Here is a 17,563-nt window from a genome sequence, read left to right on the forward strand (position 1 = left end):
AATAAATCATTTTCACAAAAAAATTGTATATTTTTCAAAATTTTTTGTATATTCATAAAAAACCATAGAAATCCCTATTTTTAGCCAACTAAAAAGACTTTATTCCCTCCATTTTAAAAACATTTTGTCTTTATTTCCTAAAAAAATAGCGTTGATAGGTCCTATTTTTCCTCATCAACGCTAATTATATACATATTGATTTTTCCCCTAGTGCCCAGGATTATATTTTTTTCTAAGTCACATATATCTTCTATACTGAGCTATATTTTCCTACTAGATTATTTTCTATCCTAACCTATATACTTATATCTCTACCTACAAGAGTAGCTCCCTTACCTCTTCCCAGCTTCCTACCCTAGTAATATTGTCACCCTCGACACCCCTATTGTACATGGCATCCATAAGTATTACCCTATAGCCTGCCTTGTCCAGGTTTACGGCATTGGTTGGGTCATCTTCTATAAAGTAGTCACAGGCCAATTTTTCAGCCATGGCCACCTTACCCTCATTGCCACTGATAGAAAAAATATCAGTGTAGTTTATTCCCTGCTTGTCTATCCAGGCATTTGTAACATGGGCTATGGCACTGCTCCTGGCAGTTACTATATATACCCTGTCCCCCCTATCATAAAGGTCATTGACTAGGTCCTTGACCCCCTCTAGGAGTTCATTCTCCCAGTAAATATCGGTATGGATATGGTCAAAGTCCTTATACATCTGACTATGCTCTGGACCATAGGTTACATTCCAGTCTATTGATGTATAGTCCTCTATCCCCAGGTTTTTACCAGTCAGCTTGTTCAAGTATGGTATAAAGAAGTAGGGACTTGTCATAGTTCCATCTATATCTATACATATATTCCTAGTCATATCTTCCCCCTCTTGATTTTATATTATATATATGGCTTTTCTTAGTTTTTTGGGATTTTTAGTTTTTTAGCTCTTTTTAGCCTTTTCTAGCCTTTCCTTAACTTTTTGCCCGCCTAGTCTTTCTGACCCAGGTCTTCAATTAGGGCCAATTTAAAGTCCAAGTAGTCACAGGCTACCAAGTGGTAGGATACACCGTCATGTAGACCCTTGAGACCAGCTTCAAAACTGTCCTTCCCATGCAGATGACCATAAATCACATACCTTGGCTTGTACTTGTTTATTACTTCCATATAGAGAGAGTCTTCAAACTTTTCATTTGTAGGTGGATAGTGGAGGATTACTATATAGTCCTCGTAACCAGCCTTTTTTGCCCCCTCTAGGGATAGGTCTAACCTTTTAGCCTCCCTCTTGTATATAACCTCATCCTTATCATCAAACTTTATTTCATTTGGACTCAGCCAACCCCTTGTTCCACACAGGGCGTATGGACCTAGGACCTGAAAATTGGTATTCATAAATACCATATCGTCTCCATATAGCTTGTTTAGGCCTGTAGCTGTAGTCCACCAATAGTCGTGGTTGCCCCTTATAAAGAACTTCTTACCCGGTAGCTTGGCTATCTGGTCAAGGTCTAGCTGGGCATCCTTTAGTTTTGAGGCCCAAGATATGTCTCCCACTACTAGGACCACATCATCATCAGTAACCCTGGCTGACCAGTCCTGGAAAATCTTCATGTCGTGACCCTCCCAGTGGTCTCCAAAGATATTCATAGGCTTGTCCACACTGCCTGATAGGTGGAGGTCTCCTATTGCAAAAATTTTCATCTTGTCTCCTATTATAAATTAACCTTGGTCTTGTTTAAGATTTCATCCAATTCTTCTTTAAGCTCTAGCAGGGATTTTATATTCCTAGACCTAGAAATTTCATTCATCTTCATCCTGTAAAGATAGTAGTTTTCGCCATCACCCAATTCCTTGAGCTTGTTTACCCTGGAGTAGATATCTGTCAATACATATTCCTTTTCTGTAAATAGCTCTTGGGCCTTAATTATTTCTTCTCTTATCTCTCCCATCTCCTGGTCAAGCATAAAGGCGGCATCTGCAGCCCTCTTTAGCCTATAAGCCAATTCATCTGGTATGTAGTGGTCGTACTTGTACTTTAGAGAGTGCTCTATTGTAGCCCAAAAGTTCATTGAAAGTGTACGGATCTGGATCTCACACTGGACTTCCTTTACCCCGTGTATGGTATTAACCGGATACTTAACTATAAGGTGGTAGCTCCTGTAGCCACTTTCCTTGGCATTGTTGATGTAGTCCTTTTCTAAGACTATAGACATGTCATTTCTAGCCTTTATGATATCAACTATTACATAAATATCCTCAACAAACTGACACATTATCCTTATACCAGCCAGGTCCTCTATATCCTCTATCTTGTCTATATCAAGTTTTTTCATCTTGGAAAGGGCTGAAGAGAGTTTCTTTGTCCTTCCAGTTACAAACTCAACCGGGGAATGTTGCTTGGTATCCAAATAGTCATTTCTAATGTTTCTAAATTTGATCTTTAGCTCCTCTACTGCATATGAGTAGGGTCTAATTATTTCTAACCACTGTTCATATTCCATAAAATCACCCAACTTCCTAACCTTTAATTGAATATGAAACCTATCATATATTTTGCTAGTCTATTACTTGCCGGTTATTTTTTTGCCTGTATTATACTTGCCTTTTGCTTATTTTTACATATTTTTACTTGCTTTTATTTATTATTATTATTTGCCTTCTTCTAGTCCTTGAGCTTGTAGTAAAGCCTGTTGTCCTCTATAATAAACTCTATTATTTCCTCATCCTGAAGGTATGATACTACCGCATTAAGGGCGTTCCTATATATCATATAGGCCAAATAGTCAAAGGGTAGCTTGTTCTTCAGAGTTATATATTGCTCTATGTCATCCATGGTTGCCTTGTCCTTGACTGCCTCTAAAACTACCCTTATCATCCTCATAAGGGCCTTGTGGTTTTCATTGGCAATTTCAAGCACCTCCTGCTTTGAATAGTTCTTTCTTGAGTGTCCCAAGACACCTATTTCAAAGTCAATCATCCTCAGCCTATCAAGTGACTTCATCTGCTCCTTATAGTCGTGCATGAATAGGAAGTCAAACTTGTCTAGTGAGTTTTTAGTTACCAAGAGGTCTGATATGAAAAATACACCATCGTCTGTAACTATGCCTATAGACCCCTCAGTATGACCACAGCAATTAATCACCTTAAATTTATGGCCACAAAGGTCTAGGACCTGGCCTGGATATATGGTTTCGTCAACCAGCCTTATATCTTCATCTGGACCTGGTAGAGCCATGTATTCCTCTAGGGTCTTTACTAGGTACTTGGACCTAGTTCCCCCCATCAGGTAGTCCATATAGTGGTTTGGATTTTCTGCATAGACCCTAGACTGGTAGGATGAATATATCCTAGCATCTGGAAAGGCCTTCTTGATCTGGTAATTGCCACCTATATGATCCTCGTGTTCATGTGTATTTATTATATACCTTACATTTATATTATTTTCCTTAAAAATACCTATAATCTTCTCTTGACGCTTGCCGGCAAGACCTGTATCTATCAGGAGGGCATCATTATTTTCAAACAGGTATACCCCTGTGTTTGTTCCTCCATTAAACATGTAGGTATTTCCCTTTATATTTCTTAGTTTCATTCTTCCACCTACTTTAAACCTAATATATTTTCATATATTTTTCTCACCCTATATATTTTATCATACCTAGTCTCAATTTGCATTATATCTATTTGACATTGTCAAACTTAGCGTGTTATATTTAAGTGTATATATGTTTTGGAGGTAAAAGCATGAATAGGTATACTAAATTTATAAATATGATGGGTAGCTACTACACTAAGGATTTTGAAAAAGAAAAAAAGAATATAGTCAAGGTTAGAGAGGTTAAGGAAGAGACTGTAAGGAAGTTTTTCCTACAGGGTGACTGTGAGGTCCTAGTTGTCTTTGAAGATACTGGTAAGGAAATACTGATAGATGACTTCTCGCCTGAAGAGGATATCAAGAAATACCTAGGCAAGTCTTTTGTAAAAAAATAGGCATAAAGTAAGACAGAATCTCGGGGGATGAGATTCTGTCTTGGGGAGATTGAGTATTTTAATTTATTATGTTTGTATTATATATCTTCCCAACTTTCTCCCCTTTTAAACACATAAATTAAAAAAAATATTTTTTTTATTTTCCTTCGTCTTCGATTTCGTTCAGGTAGTTATATATTGTATACCTAGATACACCAAGCTGCTCTGCTACATACGGAACACTCTTTTGTATCTTGAATACACCGGCATGCTTAAGGTTTCTGATCAGGTTAATTCTATCGTTCTTATTCATACCGACAATCTTCTTATTCATCTTTTCCAATTCTATATGGAACTTCTGTTCTACTAATTCACCGCTATCAAATACATCAAATTCATCATAGGCTTCATCACCCATAGATAGAAACCTCTTCAACTGTGAGTGGAGTACGGTCAAATCATCACAATCATAATTTATACAAAAGGAGACATTTCTTCCAAAGGCACTTGTAACTATTGTAGAAGACTTTATTTCCTTCTTAATCCTCTTGTTAGCCTTCTTGTAGTTTACATTGTAGCCACCCCTACTCCTTTCTATTAACTCTTCCGGCCTTGTTGTAAGGGGGTCGCCCGGCTTTCTCCCTGTCACTTGACCATTATAAATAGATAAAATCGAATTTTCAGGGTCGTCTAAGTCAGATATTACAACTTCACAATTACTCCCAAACATTTCTGATATTATCATGGCCATAGCATCTAAATAGCTCAAAAATGTGTCAAAATTAGCCACTTTTCCACTGTAATCACTTATAGTCATTCTAGATTATCCACCTTTCATTTTTCATGTATATTCAAGCCCAATTCCAGTCCTTTAATTATATCATATCTATATTTGTAAAGAAAGATTTGCCTAAAAGTTGACAAAATTCAATTATCTAAAAAATCATAAAAGTCGTCATTGCCAGACTCTACAAAGTCAAAGAGTAGATTTTGTTCAAATTCCAAGCTGTCTACCAGCCTTATTTTCTCTCCAAAACTGTCCTTAAATACGTACTCGACAAAGGACCTAGTATCTAGGTCAAAAGTGGCCAGATAAAGGATATTTTCTGTTAGAAAAATATTAAACATAAGGTCATTGTTAATCAAGTAGACCTGGCTGTCAAGGTGGGAATTATCCTGGTAATACTGGGTAAAGAGAATCCCCTTTTCATAAGCCAACTCCTGGATTCCTGGATATATGCCCCTAAGCTTACTAGCCAATTTAGACATATCATAGTCATCGTCTATTGGCTGGTAGATATCGACGATTTCCGGCTTAGATATCATATCAAAAACCTCATAGTCATAGATTTCTTCCTTACTCATTACCATAAAGGACCTCAGGCTGTACTTCTTTGGTTTGTCATAGTAAACTAGCCTGTCCTCTTCTACATCCTCATGGGCTATATTCACTACTATATTGGCATCATAGTAGCCATCTATATCCTCATATATAGCCCTACAAAGGTACCTATCTTGACTCTTCCTCTCTATATAGTTGTATAGAAGGGCCCCGTTTATCTGGCTGATATGGCTGGCTGCCACTAGATCACTACCAGAGTAATGTAGGAGACCATCCCAGTCCCTGGCTACAAACCTCATAATCATATAGTTTACAAATTCATATTCTGATTCCATTTCCTTGCATAGGCTATCAAATAAAGCGACTGTATCTACTGATTCCGTATCATATCCATCATAAAAGTCCTGGTATACCTCTTCAAAGTCTTCTGGAAGGGGCTTATTGTACCATTCATTCTTTCTCCTATACTTCTTTACTAAATATGCAACCTGGTCCTCTCTAAGGTCTATATTTACCCCACCTAGGCCCCCATATTTTTTCCTATAGAAAAGGTCTCTAGCCTCCTGGTCCATATCCTTCAATATGTAAAGGTCTGATATGCCCAGGCCCTCAGCATCCAGGATAAATACATGAGAAACCAGGCCCCTATCATAGTCAAAGTCAAGAGCCTCCTCCGTATTCCTATTTTCAAGGTCCTCTCCAGACCCCATATCTATATCAAAGCCGTAAAACCATTCAACCATCAGCATCATGGTCCCCATTAGTCGTGTATTAGTGCAAAAAGCTCTTTTAAACTTCTTCATACTTCCTCCTATTTTATCTGCATATACTCTATTATAAGGCCTAGGCTATCTTATATCAAATAATTTTGTAAATTGAGGTTTTCATACTTTTTTGGTATAATAACCATATATGAAAGGGGGTAGAAAACATGGCTAATATAGCTGCTTTTTTTGATATAGACGGGACCCTGTACAGGGATTCTCTTTTAATAGAGCATTTCAGGAAATTAATCCAGTATGACCTGATTCACAGGAGGGAGTGGTCCGAGCAATTGGAGACAACCTATATGAACTGGGAAAAAAGACAGGGTAACTACGATGACTACCTACATGAAATATCTGACCACTATGTTGAGGCCTTGACTGGGCTTGACAAGACTTCAGTCGACTTTGCCAGCGACCAGGTAATCAAACTCAAGGCTGATAGGGTATACAGGTATACTAGATCTAGGATTAAATGGCACCAGGACCAGGGCCACAAGATTATCTTTATATCTGGCTCACCAGACTTTTTGGTCAGCAGGATGGCTGAAAAATACAAGGCTACTGACTATATAGGTAGCAAGTACTTTGTAGAAGACGGAAAGATGACTGGGGGTGTATCTCCCATGTGGGGGTCGGACAGTAAGGACAAGGCCCTACAGTATTTTATAGACAAGCATTCTATAGATATGGATAAGTCCTATGCCTATGGAGATACAAATGGTGATATAAGCATGCTCAAGAGGGTTGGTTTCCCAATAGCTATAAACCCTTCTAGGGAAATGCTCCACCAGCTAAACAAAGATGATGCCTTGAAGAATAATACCCTTGTTATTATAGAAAGAAAAGACGTCATATATCAGGTACCAACATCTGTCCTTCATATAGAGGATTGTTGCTAATAGTTGATAGAAAGTGAGGTTTCCTATGTACAACAAGAAATTGCTTAAATTTGATGAAGAAAATGACCAGGCAAAAAGCCTAATTGAAGACTTCGATGAAAATTTCGATGATGACTTCGATAGTGATTTTGACCAAGATTTTGATGGAGAAGGTATTAAAATAGTTCTGCCAGAGGGTAGCCAGCTAGTGGATGACCTAGAGGATGACCCCTTTGCTGACCCAGAAGACAAGCAAAAAAAGGGCCCAGATATCACTAGCTCTTTAGCTAGGATAGCCGATGCCCTTGAAAGAATCGCTGACGCCTTGGAGAGATAGCTATCTCATCCTTATAAGTTTTGACAGCTTGTCAATATAATAGACTACAAATTGACTTAGACCCTTGTCATAAATCAAAAAGCATATATTGTAGACCAAGAGTGAAATCGGTATATACTTAGACATTAGGTCATTTATAGCCACAAACTGTCCATATACCAGGTAGACCACTAGAAAGACCAGATTGGCATAGGCTAGCTTTAACCCTAGCTCTAGCTTAAGTGACCCTATTTTTTCTACCAGGGCCTTTATTAGGGGATAGGTAGAAAAGGTTAGTAGGTAGGTCACAAAGTGGACCTTGTTGCCTATCAGTAAAAAGGCTAAGATGATAGATCCCAAGGTGTAAAGGGCCCCATTTCTTAGACCAAATTCTACTACTACCACCAGGGCAGGTAGGCTGGCTAGAACCAAAAGGGCTATAGTATTTGTAGGTATATAGTTGACCAGTATATATATTATTGAATTAAAGGCTAGGAGAAGGCCCATAAGAGCCATTTTCCTAGCCATATTATTTTTATTTGTATCTTGCGGTCTCCTTATATCATCCTCTTGATTCTGGGGTCTTATTGGTTTATTTTCCATAAACTATTCCTCCCTTAACAACAAGTTATAAGGTCTCCTCCCATACACTCGCAACAACTGTCTGCACACCATAAAGTACAGCAGGTATCACAGCAATTTCCACCACAGCAACAGCAACCTGCATTATCAAGGTTAGACCTACTCCTATTATAGTAGTCTGCCCTCTGGTTGTAGTTGTTCCTATTGCTTACATAGTTGTCATAGGCATCCTTGTATTCCCTGTTGTTGGGCTCCATAAATTTAGCCCTCTTTATATAGTCCTCGCCCTCTTCATAAAAGCCAAGGTTCATTGCAGCCATGCCCCTTATATAGAACCATTCTGCGTCCCTGTCCTCGAAGTTATTCATAGTATCATAACATCTTCTAAAATCGCCTGTAGCTAATAGGCTCCTTGCATATGAATAATCGTTGTAGCTTGCCATAATGCATCCCTCCAATATATCTAAACTTACAAAAATTTCCGATTAATTTTTAATAGGTACTTTGCTAGATAAGTCCTATTCCAACCTATAGATCCTACTAAAAAATAAAGCTAGACCCATATTAACAGGTCTAGCTTAACTTCCCCATAAATGAGCTTAGACATATTATATCACAAAGCTCTTATTATTTATAGTTTTTATCGATTATATTTCCTAGAGTATGCCAAGCAAGTACAGCGCACTTAACTCTAGCTGGCATATTTGATACATTTTCTAAGACAACTGCATCGCCCAAGGCATCTATCAAGTCATCATCTACAGGCACTTCCTTCTTGATCATGCCTATAAACTTCTCTGTCAGTTCCTTGGCTTCATGTATATTCTTACCCTTGATCAGGTCTATCATCATAGATGTAGAGGCCCTAGATATAGCACACCCAACACCTGCAAAGCTGGCATCCTTGATAATATCTCCATCCATTTCTAGCTGTAGGGTAATTTCATCACCACAGCTTGGATTATGGCCTAATTCCTTGTATGTAGGAGCCTCTAGGTCCCTCATATTAGCCTTGTTGTTGCTCTCCTGTAAGAGCATATCTGTATATAAACTCTTAAGATCCATATCCCATCACCTTTCTTACTTCCTTAAGCTTGTCTATGAAAAAGTCAATTTCTTCAAATGTATTGTAAACTGCAAAGCTAACCCTACATGTTGAATGTTGCTTTATAAAAGTATGTAATGGCATGGCACAGTGGTGGCCTGTCCTGATTGCTATATCATAAGAATCCAGGACTGTCGATACGTCATGGGCATGGACATCCTTAACATTGAAGTCTATCAAAGGAGATCTTAGGTAGCTAGGTGTTGAATATATTTCCACGAAGTCTAGCTCGCTCATCTTCTTGTAGGCATAGTCTGTCAAGGCCAATTCATGCTCATGTATATTATCTACACCTACTCTTTCCATAAAGTCTATGGCTGCTCCTAGGGCTATTGCTCCACCAACATTCTGAGTACCTGCTTCAAACTTGGCAGGAACAGGTGCATATGTAGTTTCCTGTTCATATACATATTCGATCATGTCTCCACCATACATAAATGGTGTCATTGATTCTAGTAATTCCATCTTTCCATAAAGAACACCTATACCCATTGGGGCATACATCTTATGACCTGAGAATGATATAAAGTCAACATCCCAGTCCTGAACATCCATTCTTAGGTGTGGTGACAGCTGGGCACAGTCGATTGATACCACAGCACCAACCTCATGGGCTAGCCTAGTCACTTCCTTTACATCTATTACTCCACCAACAGTATTTGATGCACCTGCTAGTGAAACTATCTTCGTTTTGTCGCTTAGGACCTTCTTGTAGCCTTCCATGTCCAATTCATTCTTGTCATTTAGGTATACATACTTTAGGACTGCTCCTGTTTTCTGGGCTACAAACTGCCATGTAACAAGGTTACTGTGGTGTTCATAGATTGAAATCACTATTTCATCACCAGCCTTCAGCTTGTCTAAGCCATAAGAATATGCTACTAGGTTCAAGGCCTCTGTAGTATTTCTTACAAATATTATCTCATTTTCTGACTTGGCATTTATAAAGTCCTTTACCTTAACTCTTGAATTTTCATATAGGTCAGTTGCCAGCATTCCCAAATAGTGGGCTCCCCTATGAGGGTTGGCATTCTGGTATGAATAGTAGTTGGCAAGGGCATCAATTACGCACTGTGGCTTCTGTGAAGTTGCCCCGTTGTCCAAATAAACTATCTTCCTACCCATCTTGGCTTCGTCAAGATAAGGGAATTCTTTTCTTATTTCATTTACTGTCTGCTTATCCATGGTTTTTACACCTCTCATTTCTTTTATAAAACCAGGCTACTAGCCTTACATTCTTGCTTCTATATGCCCCCAAACATCTTCCCTAAGCTTTTCATCTGGAAGCTTGTGGATAGTTGGAGCAAGCTTAGTTTCAACTATAACCTTCTTTGCCTCTTCTTCATTGATACCCCTACTCATTATATAGAATAGTGTATCCTGGTCTATCTTACCTGCACTGGCTGCGTGTACACCCTCTACATCATCTTCCTGACAAAGTAGGACTGGTACTGCTATAGACCTTACCTCATCATCTAGTAGGGTAGCAAATTCCTCTTCGCTACCTGTCGAACCAATTGACCCCCTCTTGAAGTCTATTGTTCCCTTGAAGGTTTTCTTTGCCCTGTCCTTTAGGGCTCCATTTACTAGGATGTTTGAATCAGTTTCCTTACCCATCTGGTTGATGTTGTAGAAGATGTCTACCCTATTGTCACCGTCAGCAAAGTATACTGCTTCAACATTAGTACTAGACTTGTCACCAATTAGGTTGGCAACATAGTTAGTTACTACATCCTTGGCACCCGCCTCTATCTGGATTAGGTTAACCCTGGCAGATTCCATTACATCTGCTCTTATATCTGTAAGGGCCTTTTCTTCCTCATGAGACCTAGCTACATAGTATATATTAACTATAGAGTCCTTTTCTGCTCTTATGTTTATAACCGTATGTCTAGAAGTTCCTGGCCCTGCCATTTCATTTGTATCGAATAGGGCTGAAACCTCCTGGCCCTCTTCTGCCTTTATTTCATGTACTTGGTCCTTGACCTCAGGTAACTCGATTAGGGATTCATTTACCTTTAGCCATCTCCAAGTAAGAAGTGGTAATGTATTTGCTATCATAATTTTCCTCCTAACCTATAGTACCTTCTAATTCAAGATTAATTAGATTGTTCATTTCTACTGCATATTCAAGTGGCAATTCCTTGGCAATTGGCTCTGCAAAGCCTCTAACTACCATTGACTTGGCCTCAGCTTCACTGATACCCCTTGACATCAAGTAGAAGATTACCTCATCATCTATCCTACCAATCTTGGCTTCGTGACCTAGGTCAACGTCCTGAGTCGCTATATCTATTACTGGTATTGTGTCTGACCTTGATTCCTGATCAAGCATTAGGGACTCACAGCTAACTGTTGACTTAGAACCCTTGGCATTCTTTGTAACCTTTACAAGACCCCTGTATATTGCTACACCACCGTCCTTTGATATAGACTTTGAGTTTACTGTAGATGAAGTGTTAGGTGCTGCATGGACTACCTTTGTACCTGTATCTAGGTACTGGCCCTTACCAGCAAATGTGATACCAGTAAATTCAGACCTGGCATTTTCACCCTTCAAGACACTCATTGGGTATAGACATGATACCTTAGAACCAAAAGATCCTGACACCCATTCAATTGCCCCATCCTTTTCTACTATGGCCCTCTTTGTATTTAGGTTGTACATATTTCTTGACCAGTTTTCTATTGTAGAGTACCTAAGTGTAGCACCCTCCTGAACGAATAGCTCAACTGCTCCTGCATGGATATTTACAACATTATACTTAGGTGCTGAACATCCCTCTATAAAGTGACAGTAAGCACCTTCATCTATAATTATAAGTGTATGCTCGAACTGACCTGCTCCTGGAGCATTTAGTCTGAAGTATGACTGTAGAGGCACGTCTACATTTACACCCTTTGGTACATAAACAAATGATCCTCCTGACCATACCGCATAGTGTAGGGCTGCATACTTGTGGTCTGCATTAGATATACACTTCATAAAATACTTCTGAACTATTTCAGGATATTCCCTTACTGCACTTTCAAAGTCAGTATAGATTACACCCTGGTCTAGCAGGTGCTGCTGGATATTGTGGTAAACAACTTCTGAGTCATACTGGGCTCCAACACCTGATAGGTTATTTTCTCTTTCTGCCTCTGGTATACCAAGTAGCTCAAATGTATTTTTGATATCGTCTGGAACCTCATCCCAGTCCTCTACTAGGTCTGCATCTGGCCTGATATATGTAGTTATATCGTCTATATTTACCTCATCTAAGTTAGGCCCCCATGATGGGTTTTCTAATTCATAGAACTTCTTAAGAGATGCTAGTCTGATGTCAAGCATCCACTGAGGCTCATTTTTTTCCTTACTTATCTGAGTTACTATTTCCTCTGTCAATCCCTTTTCAGTTTTTGACTTAAATTTGAACTCATTTTTTATGTCGTATATACCACGATCCTGTTCTTCTATCTGAGTTCTCTTCTTGTTTTCTCTCTTAGTTTCCATTAGATGAATTCACCTCATCTCTAATCCAACCGTAACCTTCTTCTTCGATTCTCTGAATCAATGAGAAGTCGCCTTCTTTAACTATCCTACCATCCATTATTACGTGAACATAATCAGGTATTACATTATGTATGATTTCCTTGTGATGAGTAATTATCAGCAAGGCATTGTCATCATTTTTGAAATTCTTGATACCTTCAGAAACTATCCTTACAGCGTCAACATCCAGACCTGAGTCAGTTTCATCTAGCATGGCTAGCTTTGGATTTAGGACCTGCATCTGTAGGATTTCAGTCTTCTTCTTTTCTCCACCTGAGAAGCCATAGTTCATGTATCTTCCAGCATATTCAGCCTTCATCTGTAGGTCTCTCATCTTCTTAGATAGGTCCATGTTAAACTTCAATACTGATACTGGCTTGCCATCAACTGCAGACTTAGAAGTCCTAATAAAGTTTTCAACACTGATACCAGGTACCTCTATAGGTGACTGGAATGACATAAAGATACCTCTTCTTGCCCTTTCGTCAGCTGCCATTTCTGTAACATCTTCTCCTTCAAAGAAGATCTTTCCAGATGTAATCTCATACTTAGGATTACTCATTATTGTATTAACTAAAGTAGACTTACCTGAACCGTTTGGCCCCATGATAACATGCGTCTCGCCCTTCTTGACTACAAGGTTGACATTCTTTAGTATATCTTTTTCTCCAACCTTAGCGCTAAGGTCTTTTATTTCTAATAATATATCGCTCATACTTTCCACTTCCCTTTCACATCAATTAAATTATTTTATAATTTCAAATTCAGTTAATATCCATCGATTATCACCTGAAAATTTTTCATTTGAAATTTTGTACAAGACTATATTACTATGTTTACCCAAAAAAATCAATAATCTTGACTAATTTACTAGGAATTATTTATTTTTTTTTATTTTTTTTAAAAGTTGGGCTTTTTTGGGCCTTCCAGGGCCTATATTTTTCCAAAATATCAGAAAAATCCCACCCATTTTCCCTCTTATAAGACTTAGGACCAGTCCTTTGTCCTACCATAAGCAATAATCAAAAAAAGCTAGGCTTCCATAATTGCTCTAGCAATCATAGTCACCTAACTCTTTAATACTTATTTATAACGATCATAGGACCCTATTAATCTGCAAACTAGCCCCTAGTCTATTGGGCTTGCCTCAAGGGCCTGTTTATGGTCCATATATATTATACTTGGCTTGACATCCTTGTCTTCTATACACTTCTTAGTCACTATGACCTTTTCAACATTCTCTAAAGATGGTATCTCATACATAGTCTCCATCAAAGAATGCTCTATTATAGACCTTAGACCTCTAGCTCCTGTATTCCTATCGATAGCCTTCTTAGCTATGGCTGAAAGGGCCTCTGGTTCGAACTCTAGCTTGGTACCATCGTATTCAAATAGCTTTGTATACTGCTTTACTAGAGAGTTCTTAGGCTCAGTCAGGATCCTTACCAACGACTCTTCGTCCAATAGGTCTAGGGTAGCTAGGACTGGTATTCTACCTACAAATTCAGGTATCAAACCAAACTTTAATAGGTCATCAGGTATTACCTGCGAATACAGCTTGCCTATATCCATATCAGTCTTGCTCTCTATCTTGGCACCAAAGCCTAGGACCTTGTCCTTGCCACGTTTTTGAACTATCTTTTCGATACCGTCAAAGGCACCACCTAGGATAAATAGGATATTAGTCGTATCTACCTTTAGGAACTCCTGGTGTGGATGCTTTCTTCCGCCTGATGGTGGAACATTGGCAACAGTTCCTTCCAGTATCTTTAGTAGGGCCTGCTGAACACCTTCACCACTTACATCCCTTGTAATTGACGGGTTATCAGACTTTCTTGATATCTTGTCAATTTCATCTATATAGATGATACCCCTCTGGGCCTTTTCTATATCGAAATCGGCAGCCTGAACTAACTTTAGGATTATATTTTCAACGTCTTCACCTACATATCCAGCCTCTGTCAATGAAGTTGCATCTGCTATAGCAAATGGTACATTCAATATCTTGGCTAGGGTCTGGGCAAGTAGGGTCTTACCTGATCCTGTTGGTCCTAGCAACAGGATGTTACTCTTCTGAATTTCTATGTCCTCTGAAGCTATCTTGTCACCATATATCCTCTTATAATGGTTATAAACAGCCACAGATAGGGCCTTCTTAGCCTTGTTCTGACCAATTACATAGTCATCCAAGATAGCCATTATTTCCTTTGGCTTTGGAAGGTTGCCTTCTACATATTCTTCAGTATGGTCTACTTCTTCTTCGATTATCTCGCTACAAAGACTCACACACTCGTCACAAATGTATACACCAGGTCCAGCTATTATCCTCTTTACCTGGTCCTGGCTCTTGCCACAAAATGAGCACTTGTACTGTTTTTCTTCTTGCTTAGGCACTCTATCACCTCTTTCTATCTATATCTTTTCAATAGGCTAGTCTCTACTTTCAATTACCTGGTCTATTAGACCAAAGGCCTGGGCCTGGTCAGCTGACATGAAATTATCACGTTCAGTATTTTCCTTTACCACATCATATGGTTGACCTGTCCTCTCTGAAAGTATAGTATTTAGCTTTTCCTTAGTGTTTAACAGGAACTTTGTATGAATCTCTACATCAGTTGCCTGACCTCTTGATCCTCCTAGAGGTTGGTGGATCATAATTGTACTGTTTGGTAGGGCATACCTCTTTCCCTTGGCACCTGCTGCCAATAGGAAGGCACCCATTGATGCTGCCATACCTACACAGATTGTGCTAACGTCTGGCTTTATATACTGCATTGTATCATAAATCGCCATACCCGCAGTCACACTGCCTCCTGGTGAATTGATGTAAAGGTGTATATCCTTGTCTGGGTCGTCAGCCTCTAAAAATAGGAGCTGGGCAACAACTAGACTGGCTGTAGCATCATTTACTTCATCACCTAGAAATATTATTCTATCCTTTAGAAGTCTCGAGTAGATGTCGTATGATCTTTCTCCTCTTCCGTCTTGCTCTACTACATAAGGTACTAATGCCATAATTTTCCCTCCTTAAATTAACTTTACTGGTCTTAGTATAGTTATCAAATTTCACTTGATAAAGCTATTATTTAAGATAAAGACCACATAGTCATGTGGTCTTTGTCTACATACTTTATTTTATACTATATACCTAAATTTAACCTGTATAATCAGGATTTGACTACTTAAGTACAGCAGCATCTAGTAGCATGTCTACTGTCTTAGTGTTCTTTAATCTAGCAACTATGCCTTCTCTTTCATCAGGACCAACCACTTCCTTGATCTTTTCAAGTTCTAGGCCGTACATATTTGCCATGTTTTCTAGGTCTGCATCGATGTCAGCTTCAGTTACTTCAACATTTTCTAATTCAGCTATCCTTTCGATTACTAGTGAGTTCTTAACTAGAGTCTTAGCTTCGTCTCTTCTAGCTTCTCTGATTTCTTCTAAAGTCTGGCCTGATAGTTCGGCAAACTTTTCTAGAGACCATCCCTGGTAGCTTAGCTGCATATTAATTTCGTTCATCTGGTTGTCAAGCTGGCTTTCTATCATTGAGTTTGGTATGTCAACTTCGACTGTTTCAGCTATCTTTTCAACTACCTTGTTTCTCATTTCATTTTTAGCTTCTTCATCTGCCTTCTTCTGAAGGTTAGTCTTGATGTCGTTCTTTAATTCTTCTAGTGATTCAAATTCAGTTGTGTCCTTAGCGAAGTCATCATCTAGGGCTGGTAATTCCTTAACCTTGATTTCATTGATCTTTACTTCGAATACTACTGGCTTACCTGCTAGCTCTTCAGCTGGGTAATCTTCTGGGAAAGTAACTTCAACGTTTATTTCTTCTCCAGCCTTCTTGCCTACTAGTTGTTCTTCAAAGCCTGGTATAAATGTACCTGAACCTACCTCTAGTGAATAGCCTTCAGATGTTCCACCTTCAAAAGCTTCTCCATCTAATAGTCCCTTGAAGTCTATAACTGCTATATTTCCATTTTCTATTGGTCCTTCAGTATCTACCATTCTAGACTGTCTTTCTACTAGGGCCTTTAATTCAGCATCTATCTGGTCTTCAGTTACTTGAGCTTCAACCTTTTCTATTTCTACACCCTTGTAGTTTTCTACTGTTAGCTCTGGTCTAACATCAACATCTACTACAAGTACTAGTGAACCGTCTTCTTTAACATCCTTTATATCTATACTTGGCTGGCTAACAACAAATAGACCTAGCTCGTCTATTGCTGCTGGATATACTTCTGGAAGTAGTATATCTAGGGCATCATTAAAGAATACTCCCTTACCATAGTTCAATTCTATTATCTTTCTTGGAGCCTTACCCTTTCTAAATCCAGCTATATTGTATCTAGACCTAGTCTTCTTGTAAGCCTTGTCTATTGCTCCCTCAAATTCTGCAGCATCTATAGCTATTTCAAAATTCACAGAATATCCTTCTTTTTTAATTAATTCTGGTTTCATAAATAATCCTCCTACACGTCACCTAAATATATTATTGTTTTTTAATTATTCAAATCATAATTTTAAACACAATTCAACCACATAATTATACTATAAAAAAGGTTAAAATACAATGGTTTCCTTAATTATCATGATATGAATAGGTATATTTTCCATTTTCTATGTCCATAACCACATAGGACCCCTTTATACCATCCCTAGGTAGGGATAGGCTTCCAGGATTTATGATTTCAACGCCACCTATGACTTTATTTTCCTTGATATGGGTATGGCCAAAAATCGCTATATTGGCCCCCTTTTCATGGGCATCCTGGGCTAGCAGGTCCAATCCATACTTGACCCTGTGCATGTGGCCATGGACAAGCATAAAGGTTAGGCCTTCTAATTCAAAGACAAGCTCACCATCCGCTATTTCAAAGTCACAGTTCCCCCTGACTGCCATTATCGGCTTAGAGGTCTTGTCCTTTAAGTAAATGGAGTCCTTAAAATTATCCCCGGCATGTATCATCAAATCAATTTCTTGACTTATAAAGGGTACCAATTTGTCCATACTTCGTCTGTCTCCATGAGTATCAGACAAGATTAATATCTTCATTTTTAAACTCCCTTCTCTA

Annotated in this window: 20 protein-coding genes; 3 read left to right on the forward strand and 17 right to left on the reverse strand. The window is 38.7% G+C overall.

Going from position 1 to position 17,563, the window contains the following annotated elements; all coding sequences use genetic code 11:
- Positions 1-315: 315 nt before the first annotated feature.
- The 4 genes from ACW6OJ_RS03545 to ACW6OJ_RS03560 form a co-directional block, all read right to left on the reverse strand.
- A complete protein-coding gene (locus ACW6OJ_RS03545) occupies positions 316-870 on the reverse strand; it encodes a 5' nucleotidase, NT5C type (RefSeq protein ID WP_456095784.1) in 555 nt (184 codons plus the stop codon).
- A 113-nt stretch (positions 871-983) separates the two neighbouring features.
- The gene (locus ACW6OJ_RS03550; RefSeq protein ID WP_456095785.1) at positions 984-1,694 is read right to left on the reverse strand and encodes a metallophosphoesterase; all 711 of its coding nucleotides are present in this window, start codon (positions 1,692-1,694) and stop codon (positions 984-986) included.
- A gap of 11 nt (positions 1,695-1,705) precedes the next feature.
- Positions 1,706-2,494, reverse strand: coding sequence for a GTP pyrophosphokinase (locus tag ACW6OJ_RS03555; RefSeq protein WP_456095786.1), 789 nt, complete (start codon positions 2,492-2,494; stop codon positions 1,706-1,708).
- A gap of 161 nt (positions 2,495-2,655) precedes the next feature.
- Positions 2,656-3,585, reverse strand: a complete 930-nt coding sequence (locus ACW6OJ_RS03560) for an MBL fold metallo-hydrolase (RefSeq protein ID WP_456095787.1) — start codon at positions 3,583-3,585, stop codon at positions 2,656-2,658.
- A gap of 152 nt (positions 3,586-3,737) precedes the next feature.
- On the opposite strand from ACW6OJ_RS03560, the gene ACW6OJ_RS03565 reads away from it, so the two are divergent.
- Entirely contained in the window at positions 3,738-3,983 is a 246-nt protein-coding gene (locus ACW6OJ_RS03565) for a hypothetical protein (protein WP_293432019.1), read from the forward strand.
- 136 nt (positions 3,984-4,119) lie between these two features.
- Here the strand turns inward: ACW6OJ_RS03565 and ACW6OJ_RS03570 are convergent, their stop codons facing one another.
- Both ACW6OJ_RS03570 and ACW6OJ_RS03575 read right to left on the reverse strand, forming a co-directional pair.
- Positions 4,120-4,779 carry a helix-turn-helix transcriptional regulator gene (locus ACW6OJ_RS03570; protein WP_314496919.1) on the reverse strand — a complete coding sequence of 220 codons (660 nt, stop codon included), beginning with the start codon at positions 4,777-4,779 and terminating at the stop codon, positions 4,120-4,122.
- Positions 4,780-4,889: 110 nt separating this feature from the next.
- Complete coding sequence (locus ACW6OJ_RS03575; protein WP_456095788.1) at positions 4,890-6,107, reverse strand: hypothetical protein; 1,218 nt, start codon at positions 6,105-6,107, stop codon at positions 4,890-4,892.
- Positions 6,108-6,235: 128 nt separating this feature from the next.
- Between ACW6OJ_RS03575 and ACW6OJ_RS03580 the strand changes: the two genes are divergently transcribed.
- Both ACW6OJ_RS03580 and ACW6OJ_RS03585 read left to right on the forward strand, forming a co-directional pair.
- Positions 6,236-6,970 (forward strand): HAD family hydrolase, encoded by a 735-nt coding sequence (locus ACW6OJ_RS03580; protein ID WP_293429019.1) that lies wholly within the window; start codon positions 6,236-6,238, stop codon positions 6,968-6,970.
- A gap of 25 nt (positions 6,971-6,995) precedes the next feature.
- The gene (locus ACW6OJ_RS03585) at positions 6,996-7,286 is read left to right on the forward strand and encodes a hypothetical protein (protein ID WP_293432027.1); all 291 of its coding nucleotides are present in this window, start codon (positions 6,996-6,998) and stop codon (positions 7,284-7,286) included.
- Here the strand turns inward: ACW6OJ_RS03585 and ACW6OJ_RS03590 are convergent, their stop codons facing one another.
- From ACW6OJ_RS03590 to ACW6OJ_RS03640, 11 genes are all read right to left on the reverse strand, one after another.
- Entirely contained in the window at positions 7,287-7,868 is a 582-nt protein-coding gene (locus ACW6OJ_RS03590; RefSeq protein WP_412427225.1) for a hypothetical protein, read from the reverse strand.
- Positions 7,869-7,882: 14 nt separating this feature from the next.
- A complete protein-coding gene (locus ACW6OJ_RS03595; protein ID WP_293429025.1) occupies positions 7,883-8,290 on the reverse strand; it encodes a tetratricopeptide repeat protein in 408 nt (135 codons plus the stop codon).
- Positions 8,291-8,474: 184 nt separating this feature from the next.
- Positions 8,475-8,912 carry a Fe-S cluster assembly sulfur transfer protein SufU gene (gene sufU / locus ACW6OJ_RS03600; RefSeq protein ID WP_456095789.1) on the reverse strand — a complete coding sequence of 146 codons (438 nt, stop codon included), beginning with the start codon at positions 8,910-8,912 and terminating at the stop codon, positions 8,475-8,477.
- Positions 8,902-10,137: an aminotransferase class V-fold PLP-dependent enzyme gene (locus ACW6OJ_RS03605; protein WP_456095790.1), complete on the reverse strand. Its 1,236-nt coding sequence runs from the start codon at positions 10,135-10,137 to the stop codon at positions 8,902-8,904. Before ACW6OJ_RS03605 ends, sufU begins: the two co-directional genes overlap by 11 nt.
- Positions 10,138-10,182: 45 nt before the next feature.
- Complete coding sequence (locus ACW6OJ_RS03610) at positions 10,183-11,013, reverse strand: SufB/SufD family protein (RefSeq protein ID WP_455103569.1); 831 nt, start codon at positions 11,011-11,013, stop codon at positions 10,183-10,185.
- A gap of 10 nt (positions 11,014-11,023) precedes the next feature.
- Complete coding sequence (sufB, locus tag ACW6OJ_RS03615; RefSeq protein WP_455103568.1) at positions 11,024-12,448, reverse strand: Fe-S cluster assembly protein SufB; 1,425 nt, start codon at positions 12,446-12,448, stop codon at positions 11,024-11,026.
- Entirely contained in the window at positions 12,438-13,202 is a 765-nt protein-coding gene (gene sufC, locus ACW6OJ_RS03620) for a Fe-S cluster assembly ATPase SufC (protein WP_456095791.1), read from the reverse strand. The genes sufB and sufC overlap by 11 nt, the downstream gene beginning before the upstream one ends.
- A gap of 413 nt (positions 13,203-13,615) precedes the next feature.
- Positions 13,616-14,881 carry an ATP-dependent Clp protease ATP-binding subunit ClpX gene (gene clpX, locus ACW6OJ_RS03625; protein ID WP_456095792.1) on the reverse strand — a complete coding sequence of 422 codons (1,266 nt, stop codon included), beginning with the start codon at positions 14,879-14,881 and terminating at the stop codon, positions 13,616-13,618.
- 36 nt (positions 14,882-14,917) lie between these two features.
- Entirely contained in the window at positions 14,918-15,502 is a 585-nt protein-coding gene (clpP, locus tag ACW6OJ_RS03630; protein ID WP_293426430.1) for an ATP-dependent Clp endopeptidase proteolytic subunit ClpP, read from the reverse strand.
- A gap of 163 nt (positions 15,503-15,665) precedes the next feature.
- On the reverse strand, positions 15,666-16,949 hold the full coding sequence (tig, locus tag ACW6OJ_RS03635) for a trigger factor (protein ID WP_456095793.1): 1,284 nt from the start codon (positions 16,947-16,949) through the stop codon (positions 15,666-15,668).
- Between the two features lie 121 nt (positions 16,950-17,070).
- The coding region (locus tag ACW6OJ_RS03640; protein ID WP_456095794.1) for a metallophosphoesterase family protein at positions 17,071-17,563 on the reverse strand (493 nt) is incomplete at its 5' end.

Source organism: Peptostreptococcus sp. (assembly GCF_977045075.1).

What these genes read in the sequence shown, in the direction of transcription:
- ACW6OJ_RS03545 (WP_456095784.1), bottom strand. Translation starts at nt 870, where the DNA reads ATGACTAGGAATATATGTATAGATATAGATGGAACTATGACAAGTCCC.
- ACW6OJ_RS03550 (WP_456095785.1), bottom strand. Translation starts at nt 1,694, where the DNA reads ATGAAAATTTTTGCAATAGGAGACCTCCACCTATCAGGCAGTGTGGAC.
- ACW6OJ_RS03555 (WP_456095786.1), bottom strand. Translation starts at nt 2,494, where the DNA reads ATGGAATATGAACAGTGGTTAGAAATAATTAGACCCTACTCATATGCA.
- ACW6OJ_RS03560 (WP_456095787.1), bottom strand. Translation starts at nt 3,585, where the DNA reads ATGAAACTAAGAAATATAAAGGGAAATACCTACATGTTTAATGGAGGA.
- ACW6OJ_RS03565 (WP_293432019.1), top strand. Translation starts at nt 3,738, where the DNA reads ATGAATAGGTATACTAAATTTATAAATATGATGGGTAGCTACTACACT.
- ACW6OJ_RS03570 (WP_314496919.1), bottom strand. Translation starts at nt 4,779, where the DNA reads ATGACTATAAGTGATTACAGTGGAAAAGTGGCTAATTTTGACACATTT.
- ACW6OJ_RS03575 (WP_456095788.1), bottom strand. Translation starts at nt 6,107, where the DNA reads ATGAAGAAGTTTAAAAGAGCTTTTTGCACTAATACACGACTAATGGGG.
- ACW6OJ_RS03580 (WP_293429019.1), top strand. Translation starts at nt 6,236, where the DNA reads ATGGCTAATATAGCTGCTTTTTTTGATATAGACGGGACCCTGTACAGG.
- ACW6OJ_RS03585 (WP_293432027.1), top strand. Translation starts at nt 6,996, where the DNA reads ATGTACAACAAGAAATTGCTTAAATTTGATGAAGAAAATGACCAGGCA.
- ACW6OJ_RS03590 (WP_412427225.1), bottom strand. Translation starts at nt 7,868, where the DNA reads ATGGAAAATAAACCAATAAGACCCCAGAATCAAGAGGATGATATAAGG.
- ACW6OJ_RS03595 (WP_293429025.1), bottom strand. Translation starts at nt 8,290, where the DNA reads ATGGCAAGCTACAACGATTATTCATATGCAAGGAGCCTATTAGCTACA.
- sufU (WP_456095789.1), bottom strand. Translation starts at nt 8,912, where the DNA reads ATGGATCTTAAGAGTTTATATACAGATATGCTCTTACAGGAGAGCAAC.
- ACW6OJ_RS03605 (WP_456095790.1), bottom strand. Translation starts at nt 10,137, where the DNA reads ATGGATAAGCAGACAGTAAATGAAATAAGAAAAGAATTCCCTTATCTT.
- ACW6OJ_RS03610 (WP_455103569.1), bottom strand. Translation starts at nt 11,013, where the DNA reads ATGATAGCAAATACATTACCACTTCTTACTTGGAGATGGCTAAAGGTA.
- sufB (WP_455103568.1), bottom strand. Translation starts at nt 12,448, where the DNA reads ATGGAAACTAAGAGAGAAAACAAGAAGAGAACTCAGATAGAAGAACAG.
- sufC (WP_456095791.1), bottom strand. Translation starts at nt 13,202, where the DNA reads ATGAGCGATATATTATTAGAAATAAAAGACCTTAGCGCTAAGGTTGGA.
- clpP (WP_293426430.1), bottom strand. Translation starts at nt 15,502, where the DNA reads ATGGCATTAGTACCTTATGTAGTAGAGCAAGACGGAAGAGGAGAAAGA.
- tig (WP_456095793.1), bottom strand. Translation starts at nt 16,949, where the DNA reads ATGAAACCAGAATTAATTAAAAAAGAAGGATATTCTGTGAATTTTGAA.